The 17,206-nt window shown below is 73.3% G+C and carries 19 protein-coding genes and 1 pseudogene; 8 read left to right on the forward strand and 12 right to left on the reverse strand.

Annotation, left to right across the window (positions count from 1 at the left end):
- Positions 1 to 41: 41 nt before the first annotated feature.
- The 3 genes from OHT52_RS13780 to OHT52_RS13790 form a co-directional block, all read right to left on the reverse strand.
- On the reverse strand, positions 42 to 1,637 hold the full coding sequence (locus OHT52_RS13780; RefSeq protein ID WP_328720439.1) for a DEAD/DEAH box helicase: 1,596 nt from the start codon (positions 1,635 to 1,637) through the stop codon (positions 42 to 44).
- 278 nt (positions 1,638 to 1,915) lie between these two features.
- Complete coding sequence (locus tag OHT52_RS13785; protein ID WP_266706811.1) at positions 1,916 to 2,119, reverse strand: cold-shock protein; 204 nt, start codon at positions 2,117 to 2,119, stop codon at positions 1,916 to 1,918.
- Between the two features lie 279 nt (positions 2,120 to 2,398).
- The gene (locus OHT52_RS13790; RefSeq protein ID WP_328720440.1) at positions 2,399 to 2,788 is read right to left on the reverse strand and encodes a MerR family transcriptional regulator; all 390 of its coding nucleotides are present in this window, start codon (positions 2,786 to 2,788) and stop codon (positions 2,399 to 2,401) included.
- A 582-nt stretch (positions 2,789 to 3,370) separates the two neighbouring features.
- Between OHT52_RS13790 and OHT52_RS13795 the strand changes: the two genes are divergently transcribed.
- Both OHT52_RS13795 and OHT52_RS13800 read left to right on the forward strand, forming a co-directional pair.
- Positions 3,371 to 3,706, forward strand: coding sequence for a hypothetical protein (locus tag OHT52_RS13795; protein WP_328720441.1), 336 nt, complete (start codon positions 3,371 to 3,373; stop codon positions 3,704 to 3,706).
- A 129-nt stretch (positions 3,707 to 3,835) separates the two neighbouring features.
- Positions 3,836 to 4,651, forward strand: coding sequence for a GNAT family N-acetyltransferase (locus tag OHT52_RS13800; RefSeq protein ID WP_443046789.1), 816 nt, complete (start codon positions 3,836 to 3,838; stop codon positions 4,649 to 4,651).
- A gap of 24 nt (positions 4,652 to 4,675) precedes the next feature.
- On the opposite strand, the gene OHT52_RS13805 is transcribed toward OHT52_RS13800, so the two are convergent.
- Entirely contained in the window at positions 4,676 to 6,436 is a 1,761-nt protein-coding gene (locus OHT52_RS13805) for a SpoIIE family protein phosphatase (RefSeq protein WP_328723730.1), read from the reverse strand.
- A gap of 196 nt (positions 6,437 to 6,632) precedes the next feature.
- Positions 6,633 to 7,427: an alpha/beta hydrolase gene (locus OHT52_RS13810; protein WP_328723731.1), complete on the reverse strand. Its 795-nt coding sequence runs from the start codon at positions 7,425 to 7,427 to the stop codon at positions 6,633 to 6,635.
- Between the two features lie 134 nt (positions 7,428 to 7,561).
- On the opposite strand from OHT52_RS13810, the gene OHT52_RS13815 reads away from it, so the two are divergent.
- The gene (locus OHT52_RS13815) at positions 7,562 to 8,047 is read left to right on the forward strand and encodes a peroxiredoxin (RefSeq protein ID WP_328720443.1); all 486 of its coding nucleotides are present in this window, start codon (positions 7,562 to 7,564) and stop codon (positions 8,045 to 8,047) included.
- Positions 8,048 to 8,060: 13 nt separating this feature from the next.
- Here OHT52_RS13815 and sigJ read toward each other — a convergent pair whose 3' ends face one another.
- Complete coding sequence (sigJ, locus tag OHT52_RS13820) at positions 8,061 to 8,972, reverse strand: RNA polymerase sigma factor SigJ (RefSeq protein ID WP_328720444.1); 912 nt, start codon at positions 8,970 to 8,972, stop codon at positions 8,061 to 8,063.
- A 105-nt stretch (positions 8,973 to 9,077) separates the two neighbouring features.
- On the opposite strand from sigJ, the gene OHT52_RS13825 reads away from it, so the two are divergent.
- From OHT52_RS13825 to OHT52_RS13835, 3 genes are all read left to right on the forward strand, one after another.
- Positions 9,078 to 9,482, forward strand: coding sequence for a hypothetical protein (locus tag OHT52_RS13825; RefSeq protein ID WP_328720445.1), 405 nt, complete (start codon positions 9,078 to 9,080; stop codon positions 9,480 to 9,482).
- Positions 9,483 to 9,681: 199 nt separating this feature from the next.
- Complete coding sequence (locus OHT52_RS13830; protein ID WP_328720446.1) at positions 9,682 to 10,206, forward strand: hypothetical protein; 525 nt, start codon at positions 9,682 to 9,684, stop codon at positions 10,204 to 10,206.
- Between the two features lie 61 nt (positions 10,207 to 10,267).
- Positions 10,268 to 11,746, forward strand: coding sequence for a flotillin family protein (locus tag OHT52_RS13835; RefSeq protein ID WP_328720447.1), 1,479 nt, complete (start codon positions 10,268 to 10,270; stop codon positions 11,744 to 11,746).
- 71 nt (positions 11,747 to 11,817) lie between these two features.
- Here the strand turns inward: OHT52_RS13835 and OHT52_RS13840 are convergent, their stop codons facing one another.
- Positions 11,818 to 13,563 (reverse strand): hypothetical protein, encoded by a 1,746-nt coding sequence (locus OHT52_RS13840; protein ID WP_328720448.1) that lies wholly within the window; start codon positions 13,561 to 13,563, stop codon positions 11,818 to 11,820.
- Positions 13,564 to 13,767: 204 nt separating this feature from the next.
- On the opposite strand from OHT52_RS13840, the pseudogene OHT52_RS31470 reads away from it, so the two are divergent.
- Both OHT52_RS31470 and OHT52_RS31475 read left to right on the forward strand, forming a co-directional pair.
- A pseudogene (locus OHT52_RS31470) lies at positions 13,768 to 14,070 on the forward strand (DUF6281 family protein); the annotation flags it as partial.
- Positions 14,046 to 14,267 carry a DUF6281 family protein gene (locus tag OHT52_RS31475; RefSeq protein ID WP_443046790.1) on the forward strand — a complete coding sequence of 74 codons (222 nt, stop codon included), beginning with the start codon at positions 14,046 to 14,048 and terminating at the stop codon, positions 14,265 to 14,267. The pseudogene OHT52_RS31470 and the gene OHT52_RS31475, both read left to right, overlap by 25 nt.
- A 160-nt stretch (positions 14,268 to 14,427) precedes the next feature.
- On the opposite strand, the gene OHT52_RS13850 is transcribed toward OHT52_RS31475, so the two are convergent.
- The 5 genes from OHT52_RS13850 to OHT52_RS13870 form a co-directional block, all read right to left on the reverse strand.
- Positions 14,428 to 14,982 (reverse strand): hypothetical protein, encoded by a 555-nt coding sequence (locus OHT52_RS13850; protein ID WP_328720450.1) that lies wholly within the window; start codon positions 14,980 to 14,982, stop codon positions 14,428 to 14,430.
- A complete protein-coding gene (locus tag OHT52_RS13855) occupies positions 14,966 to 15,493 on the reverse strand; it encodes an RNA polymerase sigma factor (RefSeq protein WP_328720451.1) in 528 nt (175 codons plus the stop codon). The genes OHT52_RS13850 and OHT52_RS13855 overlap by 17 nt, the downstream gene beginning before the upstream one ends.
- Positions 15,490 to 16,164: a class F sortase gene (locus OHT52_RS13860; RefSeq protein WP_328720452.1), complete on the reverse strand. Its 675-nt coding sequence runs from the start codon at positions 16,162 to 16,164 to the stop codon at positions 15,490 to 15,492. Before OHT52_RS13860 ends, OHT52_RS13855 begins: the two co-directional genes overlap by 4 nt.
- Entirely contained in the window at positions 16,161 to 16,577 is a 417-nt protein-coding gene (locus OHT52_RS13865) for a sortase-dependent protein (protein ID WP_328720453.1), read from the reverse strand. The genes OHT52_RS13860 and OHT52_RS13865 overlap by 4 nt, the downstream gene beginning before the upstream one ends.
- 145 nt (positions 16,578 to 16,722) lie before the next feature.
- Complete coding sequence (locus OHT52_RS13870) at positions 16,723 to 17,088, reverse strand: hypothetical protein (RefSeq protein ID WP_328720454.1); 366 nt, start codon at positions 17,086 to 17,088, stop codon at positions 16,723 to 16,725.
- Positions 17,089 to 17,206 lie beyond the last annotated feature (118 nt).

Below are 17,206 nucleotides of genomic sequence, written 5' to 3' on the forward strand. Positions count from 1 at the left end.
GGACCGGACGGGCGGGGGCGCTGTCCGTGCGTGCGAGGTGCCTACGCGGCGCGGTTGGTGCGGCGCACCGCGGCTGCGGCGCGTGCCTCCGGCGTCGCCAGGTCGGTACGGCGGCTGCGGCCGGAGCCCGAGCGGGCCCCGGCGCCGGGACCCCGCCCGCGGCCCATGAAGGCACCGCCGCGGGACTTGCCGGAGGACTTGGGGCGCTCGGACGGCGGGCTGCTGATGACGACCGGGACACCGGACGGGGTCCGGGCGCCGGTGATCCGGCTCAGCTCGGCCTCACCGGACCGGACCTGGGCGATCTGCGGGGTGATGCCCGCGTCCTGCATCAGGCGGGTCATCTCGCGGCGCTGGTTGGGCAGCACCAGCGTGACGACGCTGCCGGACTCACCGGCGCGCGCGGTACGCCCGCCACGGTGCAGGTAGTCCTTGTGGTCGCTCGGCGGGTCGACGTTGACGACGAGGTCGAGGTTGTCGACGTGGATGCCGCGCGCCGCGACGTTCGTGGCGACCAGCACGGTGACGTGCCCGGTCTTGAAACGGTCCAGGGTGCGGGTGCGCTGCGGCTGCGACTTGCCGCCGTGCAGCGCGGCGGCCCGGACACCGCTGGCCAGCAGGTGGTCGGTGAGCCGGTCCACGGCGTGCTTGGTGTCCAGGAACATGATCACGCGACCCTCGCGGGCGGCGATCTCCGTGGTGGTGGCGTACTTGTCGGCGCCCTGCACGTAGAGCACGTGGTGCTCCATCGTGGTGACGGCACCGGCGGCCGGGTCGACGGAGTGCACGACCGGGTCGTGCAGGTAGCGACGGACCAGCAGGTCGACGTTCTTGTCGAGGGTGGCCGAGAAGAGCATCCGCTGCCCCTCCGGGTTCACCTGGTCGAGCAGCTCGGTGACCTGCGGCATGAAGCCCATGTCGGCCATCTGGTCGGCCTCGTCGAGCACCGTGATGGTGACCCGGTCGAGCTTGCAGTCGCCGCGCTCGATGAGGTCCTTGAGCCGGCCCGGCGTGGCGACGACGACTTCGGCACCGCCGCGCAGCGCGCTGGCCTGCCGGCCGATCGACATGCCGCCGACGACGGTGGCGAGCCGCAGCTTCAGCGACCGGGCGTACGGGGTGAGCGCGTCGGTCACCTGCTGCGCCAGCTCACGGGTGGGTACGAGGACCAGGGCGAGCGGCCTGCGGGCGTCCGCGCGGCGGCCCTCGGTACGGGCCAGCAGGGCGAGGCCGAAGGCCAGCGTCTTGCCGGAGCCGGTACGGCCGCGGCCGAGGACGTCGCGTCCGGCGAGCGAGTTGGGGAGGGTGGCCGCCTGGATCGGGAACGGCACGGTGACGCCCTCGACGACGAGCGTCGCCTTCAGGGGCGCGGGCAGCTCCATCTCGTCGAAGGCCTCGACGGCCGGGAGACCCGGGTTGATCGTGACGGGCAGGGCGAACTCGCTCCTGCCCGCGGGCCTGCGGCTGCCCTGGCCGCCGGAGCGGCGCGGTCCGCCGCCGGAGCCGCCGGGACGGCCTCCGCCGGAATACCTCGGGCCTCCGCCGAAGCCGGAGCCACCGCCGGAGGAGGAGCCGGAACCACCGGATCGGGTGCGGGAAAACCTGTCGTTCGAGCGGGGCGTGCGATCGCGGTTCATGGAGAACCTTTCCTCGATGGGCACGTATCGAGGGATTCTCTGTGAAGAGCGACGACCGAAAGGGCGCCCAGAATCGCAAGAACGAGCCGATGAACGGGACAAATACGGAAACAGGAGAACCGGGAGCGGAACTCCTGTCGAAAAACGGGAAACGCCGGATGAACGGGCGAAAAAGAAATCCGGCCCAGGGACATCATCCCGCACGGCCGGAAACGCCAACGAGCCGGGGCCCGCACCCCAAGGTGCGGGCCCCAGCTGCGTGGAACGTCTGCGCGAGATCAGGCAGGAGTGATGTTCTCGGCCTGCGGGCCCTTCTGGCCCTGGGTGATGTCGAAGTTCACCTTCTGGCCCTCCTGCAGCTCACGGAAGCCCTGGGCGGCGATGTTCGAGTAGTGGGCGAAGACGTCAGCGCCGCCACCGTCCTGCTCGATGAAGCCGAAGCCCTTTTCCGAGTTGAACCACTTCACGGTTCCAGTAGCCATGTCAGTCTCCTTGGGGGCATAACCCGCAGACACGCACTGTGCGTGTCCAACGTCGCCGTGATGATTACCCCGTCCGGGATGAATACCGGAAATACAAAACCGCACCCACCGGTGTACGACCGGCAAGAGCGCGTGAAGTTCTTGGGAACCACAACTGCAACTTCAACAACCGTAGCACGATGCAAGCAAAAGAGGGCGGTACGTAATTACGTTCCGCCCGGGGCGCCATAAATTCTCCTCGCTCATTGTCCGTATATCTGCTTCGGCGGAAGCAGATATTCAGGACTCGCCGGGACCTTCGCCCCCTTCGGACCTTCCGGACCCCCCGGAACCGTCCGCGCGCCGGCCGCCACGGCCCGCGCGCAGCTCCTCGTTGAGGCGGAGCGCGTCTTCGAGCTGGTCCTCCAGGATCACGATCCTGCAGGCCGCCTCCACCGGCGTCCCGCTGTCCACCAGCTCGCGGGCGCGGGCGGCGACGCGGAGCTGATAGCGCGAGTAGCGGCGGTGGCCGCCCTCGGACCGCAGGGGCGTGATCAGGCGGGCGTCTCCGAGCGCCCGCAGGAAGGCGGGTGTCGCGCCGATCATCTCGGCGGCCCTCCCCATCGTGTACGCGGGGTAGTCGTCGTCGTCCAGCCGGTCGACGACGTGATGTGTGGCTTCCGGGGGCATAGCACCTCTTCCGGGACCACGCGAGGGACCGGGAGGGCGGCCTGTCCGCTCCCCGGGGACGCCTGCGAGTCCCAGAACACTTGTGTCCAGATCAGTCACCTCTATCGTAGCCGCGACAGTTTTTCCCGTCTCGTGGAGCGAGGGTTTCTTCGCCTCCTTGCTGTCCCGCGCGCGCATCCGTCGCGCCGTCCGGGACGACCCGCGCCACCGACTCCCGGGCCGGGCCTCTCGCGCGTCGCGCGTCGCGCGCCGGACGACCGACCGGACGGTCGAACTGAGCTGACCTACCGGTCAGTTGTCGCCGGACGCGGGGCGGGCCATAATGCATGACGTAGCCCTTCACGCATCCCCCGTCGTGAAGGGCTACGTCATGTTTCCGGCCCGAACCCGTCCGCGTCCGGGACTACTTGGCGGCGGCTCACACGGTGGATCACGGCGTGGCCCACGGCGTGGATCGCCGCGTGGCCCACGCGGGGGCGCGGGCCGCGTTTGCGGGCGGCGCGCAGGGCCGGTTACGTGGAACGCGTACGAGTCCGGGCCGCGCGCACGGGTCCGGCCGGTGCCGTCAGGAGGGACGCACAGATGTCCGGAAAGAGGTCCCGGAAGGCCGTGACGCCGCAGAAGCACGGCCCCCGCGGAAAGCACGGGAAGCATGAGGCGTCCGGCGACTTCGGGGGCGCCGAGGGGGCGGAGAAGTCCGCAGCGGCGGGTCCCTCCAAGGGACGCCTGCTGCTCAAGGTCGGGACGAGTGCCCTCGCGATCTTCCGTGCGGTCAAGCGGGTCCGCCGCACCACGGGGCGGGCGGACAAGCTGCTCGCCGCCGACGCCGTCGCCGGGCTGCTGCCGATGATCACCGCGGTCGCCATCGTGGTGCGCCAGCTGCGGCGTAAACCGCAGTCCGCGCACGCCACTCCTTAGGGCAGTTTCCGGGGGCGCGCCGGGCGCATGGGGCCCGGAATCCGGCGGAATGGCCCCGGTGCCCGGGCCTGCCCGGGGTACGACTGGTCCGTGTCCACCTTCGAGATCACCACCGCGAGCGCCGACGACATGCCCACCCTGGCCGCCTGGGCCCACGAGGAGGGATGGAACCCGGGGCTCGCCGACGAGGGCCCGTTCTTCACGGCGGACCCCTGCGGCTTCCTCCTCGGCCGGCTCGACGGGGAGCCCGCCACCTCCGTGTCGGTCGTCCGCTACGGCTCCGGCTACGCCTTCCTCGGCTTCTACCTCACCCGCCCCCACCTGCGCGGGCAGGGCTACGGCCTGCGCACCTGGCGGGCCGGTACGGCGCGCCTCAGCGGGCGCACCATCGGGCTCGACGGCGTACCCGACCAGCAGGCCAACTACCGCAGGTCGGGCTTCCGTACGGAGTGGAGCAACGCGCGGTACGAGGGGTTCCCGGCGGCCGGGGCGGTGCTCCCGCCGGGGCTGCGGCTGGCCGACGCCCGCTCGGTGCCCTTCGACCGGCTGGCGGCGTACGACCGGCGGTTCTTCCCGGCCCCGCGCGAGGCGTTCCTCGCGGCGTGGATCACCGCTCCGCGGCGGACGGCGCTCGTCGTGGTGCGGGAGGAGGACGGCGCGGTCGAGGGGTTCGGGGTGGTGCGGGCCTGCCGTGCCGCGTCCCGGGTGGGCCCGCTGTACGCGGCTTCGCCGGACGTGGCGGCGGCACTGCTCGGCGCCCTCGCCGCCGCCGCGCCGGGGACGCCGGTGGCGGTGGACGTGCCCGACATCAACCCCGTGGGGGTGCGGCTGGCGGAGCAGCTGGGTCTGGAGCCGTCGTTCGGGACGGCCCGAATGTACGCGGGGCCGGTACCTGAGTTCGACCGGGGCGGGGTGTACGGGCTCACCAGTCTGGAGCTGGGCTGACGCCCGGCCGGTCCGGGCCGTGCGTCAGCCTCCCATCAGGCGTGGACCGGCGGCGGGGCGGGGGCCGTCGACGAGTTTCGGCCCGGTCGGGCGGAAGGGCCGCCGGGTCCTGGCGGAGTCGGCCGTCCACCGGCCGAAGCCGGTGTCCTCCCGGATGCGCGAGGCGAGGACGGCGATGTCGTCGTCGGCGCCCTCGCCGAACCGGTCGATGGCCTCGTCCAGCAGGTCTTCCAGGTCGCCGCTCTCCGGCATGGTCAGCGTCGAGAGGCGGCGTACGGAGACGTCGATGTCCTCGCCCCGGCGTTCCACCAGCCCGTCCGTGTACATGAAGAGGACGGTGCCGGGGCCGCACGGCACGGCGTCGGTGCGGTAGCCGCCGAACCCCATGCCCAGCGGCGGGCCGGGCTTCACGGGCACCACCCGTGAGCGGTTCGCGCCGGGGTCGATGAAGACGGGCGGGAGGTGTCCGGCGCTCGCCACCTCGCACATCCCGGCGTAGCGGTCGACCACGGCGAGCAGGCAGGTGGCGGCCCGGTCCAGGCCCGATCGCTGCACCATGGCGTCGAGTTGCTCCAGGATGCGGTGCGGGGGCAGGTCCTCGCCCGCGAGCAGCCGCAGCAGCGAGCGGTAGTGGCTCATCGCCACCGCGGCTTCCACGCCGTGGCCCATGACGTCGCCCATCGCCTTGAGGTGGCGCCCGTCGTGCAGGGGTACGACGTCGAACCAGTCGCCGCCCACCACCGCGCCCCGGTCGGCGGGCAGATAACGGGTGGCGACCTCCACGTGCGGGTGGGCTCCGCGCGGTTCGGAGAGCAGGGAGGCCTGGAGCTCTCGGGCGATGGTGTGTTCGCGGGCGTAGCGGCGGGCGTGGTCGAGGTCGGTGGCGGCCCGGCCGGCGAGTTCCACGGCGACGAGCACGTCCTCGTCGTCGAAGGGCCGCGACTCCTTCGAGCGGACCAGGCTCAGTGCCCCGAGGGACACGCCCCGGGCGGCGAGCGGGACGACGAGGGCGGTGCGCAGGCCGGAGGCCCGGTAGGCGGCGATCAGGTCGGCTCGGGCGTCGGCCCGGCCGAACTCGTTCCCTTCCCCGAGGTCCATGACGACGGGCTCGCCCGCGGCCAGGCACCGGGAGACGGTCGCGTCCTCCGCGTAGTCGATGTACTCGCCCGTGTTGCTGAAGACCGCGGCTCCGCCCTGGTAGGCGGGGGCGGCGGCGAAACCGGCACGCCGCATCCGCAGGACGCCGGGCGGGGCCTGGCGGACGGTGTGCCCGATGTCGGGCGGGAAGACCTCCACCGCGGCAAAGTCGGCGAGCGCGGGGACGACGAAGCGGGCGAGTTCCTGGCAGGTGGTGTCCATGTCGAGAGTGGTCCCGATGTTGACGGCGGCCGTCGAGAGGAGTGTGAGGTGCCTGCGGGCGCGTTCGAGATCCCGTTCCTCGTTCTTGACCTCGCTCATCTCCACCAGGACGCACAGGACACCGATCGGAGCCCCGTTCTGCTCCAGCCGGTGGTAGGCGGCCTGCCAGTAGCGCTCCTCGTGCCGGGAGACGCCCCAGGACTGGCCCTGGGTCATGGACGTGCGGGGCTTCCCGTCCCGGAGGACGAGGCGCATGACGTGGTCGCGGGCGTCGAGTTGCGGCAGCACCTCCTGGACCGTGCGGCCGAGGTGGGCGGCGGCGGAGAGGCCGTTGAACGCTTCGAGGGCCGGGTTCACGTAGACGTACCGCAGACGGGTGTCGAAGACCGCCACCCCGGCGGGGGAGCCTCCGGCGAAGGCGGCCACGGCGTCGAGGCCGGCCGGGGCGACCGCATCCGGGCCGGGGCCCCCGGGAGGCTCGGGCGGCGGTCGCTCGTCGGTTCTGCCCTCCACCGGAATCTCCCGCCGTCGTCGCCCGCTCGCTCGTGGCCTGCCGGATTACCATCGTCTGCCGCGCCCGGGGGCCCCGCATCCGCAGACGCGGGGCCCCCGGGCCCGGGGGTCAGCGGGCGGGGAGTCCGTCGAAGTCCAGCGTTCCGGCCGTGGCCTCCGCGCTCACGGGGAGCCGCAGGACCTCCGCGACCGCGTGGGGCACCGGGGTCAGGCCCAGCAGTCCGGTGACGAGCGCGGTCGTGGTGCGGTGCCAGGCGGGGGCGCGGCGGATCATCGCGTGGTCGCTGCCCCGCACGGTGATCAGGCAGGTACGGGCTCCGGCGCGCCGGGCGCGGGTGGCCAGGGACTGGGTGGCCTGCGGGCTGGTGACCCGGTCGCGGGTGCTGTGCAGGAGGACCACGTCCCGCCCGGCGAGCTGGGTGACCGGGTCGCCGGGCGGGCACCAGGGGGCGAGCCCGACGACCCCGCGGACCAGGGGGTGGCCTCCGGCGCGCAGGGCGGCGCGGGCACCCATGGAGTGGCCGAGCAGGATCACCGGCAGGTCACCCGCCTCGTCCTGGAGCTCGTCCAGGGCCTGCACCGCGTCGTGGAAGGCGTCGTCCCGCTCGCCGTTCCACCCCCGGTGGCCGTACCGCACCCGGCGCACCAGTACGGGGCCCCAGGGGCTCCCGTCACCGCGGCGCCCGCCGATCGCCGGTTCGCCGGTCGCGTGTTCGCCGGGCGGCCGTTCTCCGGTCCTCGGTTCCCCGCTCGCGCGTTCCCCGGTCGCCCGGACGAGGGACCGGATGAACGGCCACATCCGCAGGCCGGGGAGGTTGAGCAGGCCGGGCGGCGGCGGCTCGGTCCCTCTGGCCCGGCCGCCGTGCAGGACGAGCACCGCTGCCGAGGGCATCTGCGGGGCCACGCGCACCTCCTGGGTGGTGGGACGGTTCGCCCTTACGAGGAGCATGCTCGTGCGGAGCACCTGGGCACATTCTCGTAGGAACCCCTGCGCGGCGGGCACCTCGCCGCGAACATTCCCCGGACGAAGGAGACATCATGGCATCAGGTCCTCAGATCGGCGCCCCGGCACCGGAGTTCACCCTCCCGGGTGGGGAGCTCGTGGGCGAGGAGTTCGTGCGCCGGGACTACTTCCGCGACAGCGCGCCGGGCCGGGCGCTGATCCTCGCCTTCTATCCCGGCGACAACACGGCGGTCTGCACCCGGCAGCTCTGCTCGTACTCCTCGGGTCTGGAGGTCTTCGAGGGGCTCGGCGCGGACGTCTGGGGAATCAGTCCACAGGGTGTGGACAGTCACGAGAGCTTCGCCCGCGGCCGGGGGCTGCGGATGCCGCTGCTGGCCGACGCGGACCGCGCGGTCGCCCGCGCGTACGGGGTCGCCGCGCCCGGTATCGGGGTGCGCCGCTCGGTGTTCCTCATCGGCCCGGACGGTGTGCTGAGGTGGAAGCACGTGGCACTGATCGGCGCGACCTTCCAGTCCGTCGACAAACTGGCCGAGCAGCTCACCGCCATCGGGGCCGTCTGACGCGAGCCCTCCCTCAGGCGTCGTGCAGCCAGGGGCGCAGCTTCTCCGGGTTGCGGACCACCCACAGGCGGGTGACGCGGCCGTCGGCGATCTCCAACGACGCGACCGTCAGGACGGTGCCCCCGCTCCGGGCCACCAGGCCCGGTGTGCCGTTGACCGAGCGTTCCAGGAGTTCGAGGCCGGGAGCCCGGTCGGCGATGGCGGCCATGTAGGCGGCGATGCGCGCACCGCCCTCGACGGGGCGCAGGACGGCGCTCGTCAGGCCGCCGCCGTCGGCGGTCAGCACCGCGGCCGGGTCGAGGAGGCCGACGAGGGCCGCGATGTCCCTGGTCTCCCAGGCCTCCTTGACCTGCCGCACCACGTCGCCCCGGCCGGCCGCCGTCACCGGCGCGCGCTCCTCGCGCAACCGCCGCCGTCCCGAGGCGGCGAGCTGTTTGCAGGCGGCCGGGGTCCGGCCGAGGACGTCGGCGATCTCGGCGAACGGGTAGCGGAACACGTCGTGCAGGACGACCGCCACGCGCTCGGCGGGGGTCATCGATTCCAGTACGACGAGGAAGGCCATGGTCACCGACTCGTCCAGGACCATCAGATCGGCGGGGTCGGCCCCGCCGTCCCGGTCCCGCCCGGCCGGGCCGGGCAGCGGATCGCGCAGCGGGTCGGGCAGCCAGGAGCCGACGTACCGTTCGCGTCGCGCCCGCGCCGAGCCGAGTACGTCCAGGCAGATCCGGCCGGTCACGGTCGTCAGCCAGGCGCCGGGGGCGGCGACCTCGTCCCGCCGTGCGGGCGCCAGCGCGTACCAGCGGGTGTACGCCTCCTGCACGGCGTCCTCGGACTCGGCGAGCGAGCCGAGCAACCGGTAGGCGATGTTGATGAGTTGGCGCCGTTCTCCGGCGACCTCGTCGGTGCGCGCTCCCGCCGTACCCATCCCTGCCGCCCCCTCGCCTTACCTTTCCCGGGCCCGTGTCGTCGGGCGGTCAAGACCTTACCGACCGACTGCCCTCCGGGGCGGAGCAGAAGGGGGACCGTGGCCATGACGACCCGGGCGACGACCGAGCACACGACGACGGAGCGGGCGACGGCACGGCAGGCGGCGGAGCGCCGCTTCTCGTTCCTGCGGATCGCGATAGCCCTGCAGACCCTGACCATCTTCCTCCAAGCGGTCTCCGCCGGGCTGCTGCTGACCGCCTCCTACGGCGAGACGCTGCACGGCGTGGGCGCCCGGGTGATGTACGCGGCGTCGATGCTGTACCTCCTCGCGGCGGTACTGGCGTGGAAGCCGGGCGGCGGTCCGGTCCGGCCGATCTGGCACGCGAGCGGTTTCCTGGTCCTCGCGTCGGTGCAGGTCGTGCTCGGTATCGCGCACGTCCCCTCGGTCCATCTCCCGCTCGGGGTGCTGATGTTCGGCCTGAGCCTGCTCGCACTGGTCAAGCGCTGAGAGCCGTACGCGCCCCGGGCGCGGGAACCACGGGCGCGGAATGGTTCGTCCCCCCGTCCGACCGGGCAATCATCCGGCATCGAGGCCGCTCCAAGACTGCCGGTTCCCGGCAGTGACGGTGGGCCCCGGGCCGTGAGACGCTCCGGTCGTCTCGCCACGGAGCCGGGCCGGGGGGCCCGAAAGCTCAAGGGGGTACGAAGTGACGCTTCTGCTCGCACTGGGTGCGGCGGGACTCACCCTGCTCGCTCTGTCGTTGCTCTTCGACGGCATCCTGGAGGGGATCTTCGGGGGGCTCTTCGGGGGCCTGCTCAACGGACTGTTCGACGGCCTGCTCTCGCTCCCGGTGATCGCCGGATTCCTCTCGATGCTCGGCTTCGGCGGAGCGATCGTGCAGGGCACCACCGGGGCGGGACTGGCCGCGGCCCTGGCGAGCGGGGGCCTCGCGGGACTGGTCGCGGCCTGGCTGACCTGGAAGTTCAGCCGGTCCCTGATGCAGGACCGCACGGACCCCACACCGCGCGGCGACGACCTGATCGGCACCACCGGTTCCGTCGTCACCGCCATTCCGGCAGGCGGATACGGCGAGGTGCTGCTGCGCCACGCCGGGCACACCGTCAAGTACGCGGCGAAGAGCGCCGCACCCGTCGCACAGGGCACCGAGATCTGGGTGGAGGCCACCTTGTCCACCTCGTCGGTCACGGTACGCCCGGTAGAACGCCCGTAAAACATACGGTCGTTGAACAATCCGCCGCCCGAACGGACGGCGGGCCAGGGGGCATCACCACATGAGTCCAGTCGTCATCTCCGTCATCGGCATCGTCGTTCTGTTCGTGTTTCTCGGCCTCGCCGTCGTCACCCGGTACAAAGTCGCCGGCCCGAGCGAGGCGTTCATCATCACCGGCCGCCGGGGCAAGAAGCACACGGACCCGGTCACCGGTCTGACCAGCATCGACAACACCGGCCAGAAGGTCGTGGTCGGCGGCGGCGTCTTCGTGGTGCCGTTCGTGCAGCAGCGGTACACCCTCGACCTCTCCAGCCGGCAGATCCCGGTGAAGGTGCGCGGGGCCGTCACCCTGCGCGGGGTGAAGGCGAACCTCGAAGGCGTCGCGATCGTCAAGGTCGGTGGCAGCGAGGACGCGATCCGGGCGTCCGCGCAGCGGTTCCTGCGCCAGCAGGCGGGGATCGCGGGCTTCACCCAGGAGGTCCTCTCGGGTTCGCTGCGCGCGATCGTCGGCCGGATGGCGGTCGAGGACATCATCCGCGACCGCGCCGCCTTCGCCAGTCAGGTCGCGGAGGAGGCCGAGGCCAGCCTCTCCGGCCAGGGTCTGATCCTGGACGCCTTCCAGATCCACGACATCACCACCGAGGGCACCTATCTGGAGGACCTGGGCCGCCCCGAGGCAGCCCGCGCCAAGCAGGAGGCGGACATCGCCGAGGCCAACTCGCGGCGGACCTCCGAGCAGGCCCGGCTGAAGGCGGCCGAGGACATCGCCGTCGCCGAGCGGACCTTCTACCTGAAGCAGGCCGAGATCCGGGTGGAGACCGAGGTGGCCGCCGCCAAGGCGAACGCCGCAGGGCCGCTCGCCGAGGCCGCCCGTCAGCAGGAGGTTCTCCAGGAGCAGGAGAAGGTCGCCCAGCGCCAGGCCGCGCTGACCGACCGCGAGCTCGACACCCGCGTCCGCAAGCCCGCCGACGCCGCCCGGTACCAGGCCGAGCAGGAGGCGGAGGCCCGCCGTATCGCCAAGGTCAAGGAGGCGGAAGCCACCGCCGACCGCGCACGGCTGACCGGTGAGGGCGAGAAGCTCCAGCGTTCGGCACTGGCGGCGGCGGTACGCATCGAGGGCGAGGCCCAGGCCGCCGCCATCGCCGCCCGGGGTGCGGCGGAAGCCGAGGCCATGCGGAAGAAGGCCGACGCCTTCGCGCAGTACGGCGACGCGGCCGTCCTGCAGATGCTGGTGGAGGTGCTGCCCAAGGTCGTCGCCAAGGCGGCGGAGCCGCTGAGCGCCATCGACAAGCTGACGGTCATCTCCACCGACGGAGCGAGCCAGTTGGCACGCACCGTCACCGACAACGTCGCGCAGGGCATGGAGTTGCTCACCTCCACGACCGGCGTCGACCTCGCCTCGCTCCTCAAGAACCTCACCGCCTCCCGGACCGGCGCACCGGCAGCCGCCGTGGCGGCGGGTTCCGAGGCGGCTGCGGAGCCGAGCGGCACGGACGGGGGGAACGCGAAGGGCGACGGGAAGATCGAGGTCACCGACTGAGGGCTGCCCGCTCCGAGTGGGGCCGTCCGCGCCCGAAGGCCGTCCCGCAGCCTTCAGGTGTGCGGGCGGCCTCATTCGTCCGCCGGGTGCTCCGGGGGTCGTGCACCCGCGCCGACCGGTGAGGCGAGCCCGGCGAGGCGGTCGCGCCAGCCGCCGGAGCCGTCCCCGGCAAGCCCGTCCTCGCCCCGGGCCCGCGCGTCCGCGTCCCGTCGGGCCGCCCACAGCGCGAACGCCTCCGCCTGTTGGCACTTCTCGCACTTCGTGCGCCCGCCGTGCGCCCGGAGCATGTGCTCGTCCCCGGGCCCCTCGCAGACCACCAGGGGCACCTGGGGCGGTCCCTCCCGGTCGAGCTCCTCGCCCGATTCGGACACCCACCCCCGGCCCGGCACCAGGACCACGCTGCCGGGCCGGTCCACACCCCGGGGACGCGAGGCCCCCGGCGCCACGGCTCCCCCCACGACACGTCTGCGGCCCGGCTCGGGCGGCATCTTCTCCGTCAGCCGGTGCCGCACGAACCCGACGGCCGATCTCACCCCGTCCTTCGGCAGCTGAGAGCTCAGCACGTATCGCATGTCGGCGGCCGACACACCGCGCCGCAGCCACTCCGCCGCCTTGTCCACCAGGCCCCGTACCTCGTACTGCCCCAGGTGCAGCTGCTTCGTCTCCTTCCTCAGCGACAGCAGCACCTGCTCCGCCAGCACCATCTCGGACGTCCAGTCCTTCCCCCGCGCCGCCTCCGGGGCCTCCGCCACGGGAGCGGGAGCGGCTACGGGAACGGCCACGGGAACGCGTTCGGGTACGGGAACGCTTTCGGGTTCAAGAACGGAGGCGGCCGCGGGCGCGGGGGCGGGCCCGTCCACCGACTGCGGGACGGGTGCGGGGGCGGCGGCGGGGGCGGCCGAAGGCCCGCACACGCGCACCGGCTCGGTCCACGGCGCACGCACCCGCCCGTCCTCCGTCGCCCGTACGTACGCCCCTGGGGGCGCGGCAGCGATCACCGGGGCGGTCCTCGGCTGCGGAACCTCGGCCCGCACGACCGGCGCCGCCGGGACCCCCACCGGGTCCTGCTCGATCAGCCACTCCGGCGGATCCGCCCAGAAGCCGCTGTCGGACTCGTCCGTGAGCAGGGGCCCCAGCTCGAACCGGCGTGCGTACCCGACTCGTTCGGCGTTCGAGTTCTCCACCACGCTGGTAGGTAGGTGGGACGAGCGCGCCATCAGTTGTCCGTCAGGTGGGTAGCCGCCGCCCCTCCGCCCGTGCAGCCGACCGGCAGGCGGACCCACGTCACTCGGATTGACCTGCGGCAACGCACTGTCCCGGGGCGCCCACCCTCCGGCCGGTCCCCAGCTCGACCTCCTGCCCGGCCCCCGGTGCGAGCAACTGTCCGAGCCGCCGCCAGGCCCTTCTCCCGACACCTCGCCCGGCCCTTCGCCCGGTCCCTCGCCCGGCCCCTCGTCGGACCAGACCGTCTCATGCTCCCGGCGCGCCCAGACCGCCTTCGCCTCCTGCGGAGTGATAGGCGCGTTCGCCAGGATCTGCGCGGTCGCCCACCGGCCCCCGTCGTAGGGGTAGGACCACTGGTGCAAGTAGCCCTCGCGCTTCAGAAACCTCTTGGCCCTCTTGTACGGACCGGAATCGATGCCGGCCGCCCGGGCGTAATCCGACAGCGGTCCCAGCAAGCCGAGACGCTCCTCGTCGGGGAGCCCCTCCACGTACAACACGATGATCTTCGCGTCGCTGTTCATCCGGCGCGAGCCGACCAGTGACCTCGAACGCCTGCCGGTGTCCGACACCGGCGAGATAGCATGCCAAAGCATCCCTGTGGACCTTTCTCTCTGCTTGTCCATAGCGGTGAAGGCCCTCGGGACGGTGCTGTTACACCGCCGGGGGCCGCGCTATGTGCGCGTTCGCACACATAGCGTGATGACGGGGTCACCGTACAACACCCGTAACACCCCTCAGGACACGAACGGCCCGCCACCGGACACATGCACCCAGAGACCCCAACTGCCGCTTGAGTCATGGCTCCGGACGGGTCATCAGTTCGAAAGGGTGAGCGGTGGACTCCCGCGTTCCCGCGCCCCGTACCTCGCTCCTCGCGGGCGGTCCGGGAGAGGCGGCCGACACCGCGCGGCCGGGGCGGAGTCGGGCCCCTGCCGCGTGCGCGGCCAGGGGCGTGGGTGGTGGCGACAGGGGGACCGCGCGTCGCCGACTTCGCCCACCCGGACAGGTCGTACTGGGACGCGGCGAAGGTGGAATTCACCGCCGGGAAGAAGCTGGGCGCCGCGACCTCGAACCCCTGCGACGACACCGGCGGAACGGGCAGGACCGAGGAGTCCCCCGGCAGGGCCGAGGAGCCCCCGGCGGGACGGGGACCGCCTACGCGGTGGACGGCATCTCGCCCGAACTCGCCGTCGGGGTCGGCGACACACCGGAGACCGCCACGTTCTTCGCGGTCCACTCCGACGCGGACGACGCCGAGTTCCCGCCCGAGGTGCGGAAGCCGATCGACGGCTCCTGAGCCGGTGCCGGACGGGGCACGGTGTTCGGAGAGGCACGGTGCCCCGCCCGGCAACGGCAGGCGGGGCCCGGTGTGGTTCCACGGCTGACGCCGTACCGGACCCCCGCACCGGACCCCGCGCAGGCCGTGCGACCAGGGGGCCGCAGGCGACCCTCGCCGCTCAGCGGCCGGTGGGTGTGCTGGTGGGCGCGGCGGTGGCGACGGCGGCGGGGGCGTCGCCACCCGGGTCGGCGGAAGCCGGGACCGTGGCGACGGGGCCCGTGAAGTTCGGGTCCGTGGCGACCGGGGACGGCACGGCGGAGGCCGAGGACCCGGCGGAGGGCTCCTGCGGGACGGGCCCCGCTCCGGACACCGTCGGGGTGGGGGCCGGTGTGGGTGGCTGCCCGGTCGAGGGAGGTCCGGACGGGGCCGGGGTGGCCGGGGACGGCACCGGTGACGCGGGGGAGAGGGGGGAGGCCGGAGACGCGGGGAGGACCGGCACGCCCGGTGAGTCCCCGCCCGCCGCCAGGCGGAACGGCAGGACCGCCAGCCCGGCGACCGCGCACGCGACACCGACCCCGGCGGCGGCCCGACGGTACCTCCGGCCGGCCGCGCTGCGGCGGATCGCCTCGTACCGGCCCGGGGGCGGACCGAGACGGTCGCCGGTGGGCCGCAGGATGACGGCGAGCGGGTCGTCGGGCTCGAACTCCGGCTCCTCGTCAACGCGTGTGATCAAGGCTTCTCCTCAGGTGGGCGCGGAGCAGTTCGCGGGCCGCGTGGAGATCGGCCTTGACGGTCCCTTCCTTCCGCCCGGTCAGCGCGGACACTTCCCGGATCGGCATGTCCGCGTAGTAATGCAACAGGATCGGCACGCGCAGCCGTTCGGGCAACGACTGCACCATCATCCGCACCGAGGGGTCGGCCTGCTCGGCGTGACCGCCGACGACCTCCTCGGCGACCACCCGGCGTACCGCCTTGCGCTCGCGCTCCAGCGAACGCCAGTGGTCGCGTACGAGGTTGGCGGCGGTGACGTAGAGGTACCCGCGCGGCTCGTCCACCGAAGTCCACCGCGCCCAGAGCCGGGTGAACGCCTCCGAGGCGATCTCGTGCGCCGTCCCGTCGTCGTCCACCAGGCGGCGGCACCACCCGGCGAGACGCGGATAGAGGACGGCGAACAGCTCCGACGCGGCCTGGTCGTGCCGGCCGCGCCGGTCGCTCCTGTCGCTCCTCCCGAGGGCCCGCTTCATCGGGCTCCCGGGTGGGACGCGGTCCCGCCCGACCCGGCTAGGGCCGCGAAGACGATCACGTTGTCCTGGTAGCCGCCGTCGTCGTCGCGGGCCCCACCGCAGGTGATGAGCCGCAGCTCGGGTCGGTCCACGTTGCCGTAGACCTGCTGGGTGGGGAACTCCGCCTTCGCCACCGTCCGGGTGGCGAAGACGGAGAACTCGGCCGCCGTCCCGTCTTTCAGGCGCACCACGACCCGGTCCCCCGCCCGCAGTTCCCCGAGGCGCCGGAACACCCCGTCGCCGTACGACCCGACCGTCACGTGTCCCAGGATCACAGCCGGGCCCCTCTGGCCGGGGGTCGGCCCGTGCTCGTACCAGCCCGCCCGGTCGTGCGCGGTGATCGCGGGCACCTCCACCGTGCCGTCCGCCTCCAGGCCCAGCCGGACGACCGGGGTGTCCACCCCGATCGCCGGAACCTCCAACCGCAGCGGCAGCGAGCGCGCCAACGCGTCCGGCTCCGCCCCGACATGGGGCGAGCCCTTCGCGGACGGCCCGCCACCGGGCGCGGGGGTGACGGCAGCCCCCGCCCGCACATCACCCGTACCGCTCCCACCGCCCGCACGACTGCCACAACCGGCGAGCAGCGAGGCCACGGCGGCGATCCCGAAGGCCCGCCTGGAGTACGAGGTCACGCCCCGGCCGCCCCGTTCACGCCGCTCACCGCGAGGGAGCGGCGGCGACGTACGAGGAACACGGCCGCGCCGGCCCCCAGCACCACGGCGGCAGCGCCGCCGATCAACGCCCCGTCACCGCCGCCCGACTGCCCGGCGACCTCACCGGTGTTCGGCGCTCCGGCCGGTACGGCGGAGACCTGGGCGTCCTCGGCGGGGACCGGGGAGGGAGGCTCCGTGGCGGCCTCCGTGGCGACCTGAGGCTCCGCGGTGGCCGGGGCCGGGGCAGCGGTCGGAGCCTCGCCGGGGACGGCGGAGACCGAGGCGGTCGGAACCGGGGCCGGCGTCGGCCCGTCCGCGAAGGCGGGGCCGGCGGCGGTGGCAAGCGCGGCGGCACAGACGAGCGTCATCAGACTCAGGGTGGTTCGGCGCATGAACTGCTCTCCTTCGTCGTCGGCCCACCGGGACGGGCGGGCCGGGAAACGGAACGTGCGGAGAGACGAGGCAGCGGCACCCCGGGTTGTAAAGAAATGGCAAAGCCGCTCGGCCACCGGGCCGAGCGGTGCGGGTCCCGGACGCTCAACAAGCCCCCGCGTCTCTGTCGTTCGGGGCCATGTGGCGTGCCGCCGCCGCGTACCGCGCAAGATGGTCCACGGCCTTCGCCAGCAGCCGGAGATTGACCGCCGGGTCCTGCCCCGGGTCCTGCGCCACGGCCCACGCGTGGCAGACCATGTGCGTGACGATCTCCCGCGCCCGGGAGTCCGCGAGCTGCGCGGCGTACGCGTCGGCCATCGGGGCGTACGCGACGATGGCGCGGCGCAGACGGGCCCGCAGGGCGTCCGCCGCCTCGCCCGTCGCCCGCCCCCGGGCGAGGTCGAGGGCCAGCTGCACGTCGGCGGCCAGATCCGCGCGACTGACCGGCACACCCGTGTTCGGCGTACCCACGTACGACGGAACCCCGTACGTCACACCGCCGTACCCGGCCCCTCCGGCCCCCCCGTACGGCGCCCCACCGTACGAACCGCAGATGCCGGGCGGCGTGCAGTGCCCCGGAGCCGCACCG

Origin of the sequence: Streptomyces sp. NBC_00247, assembly GCF_036188265.1 — a bacterium.
Lineage (GTDB): Bacteria > Actinomycetota > Actinomycetes > Streptomycetales > Streptomycetaceae > Streptomyces.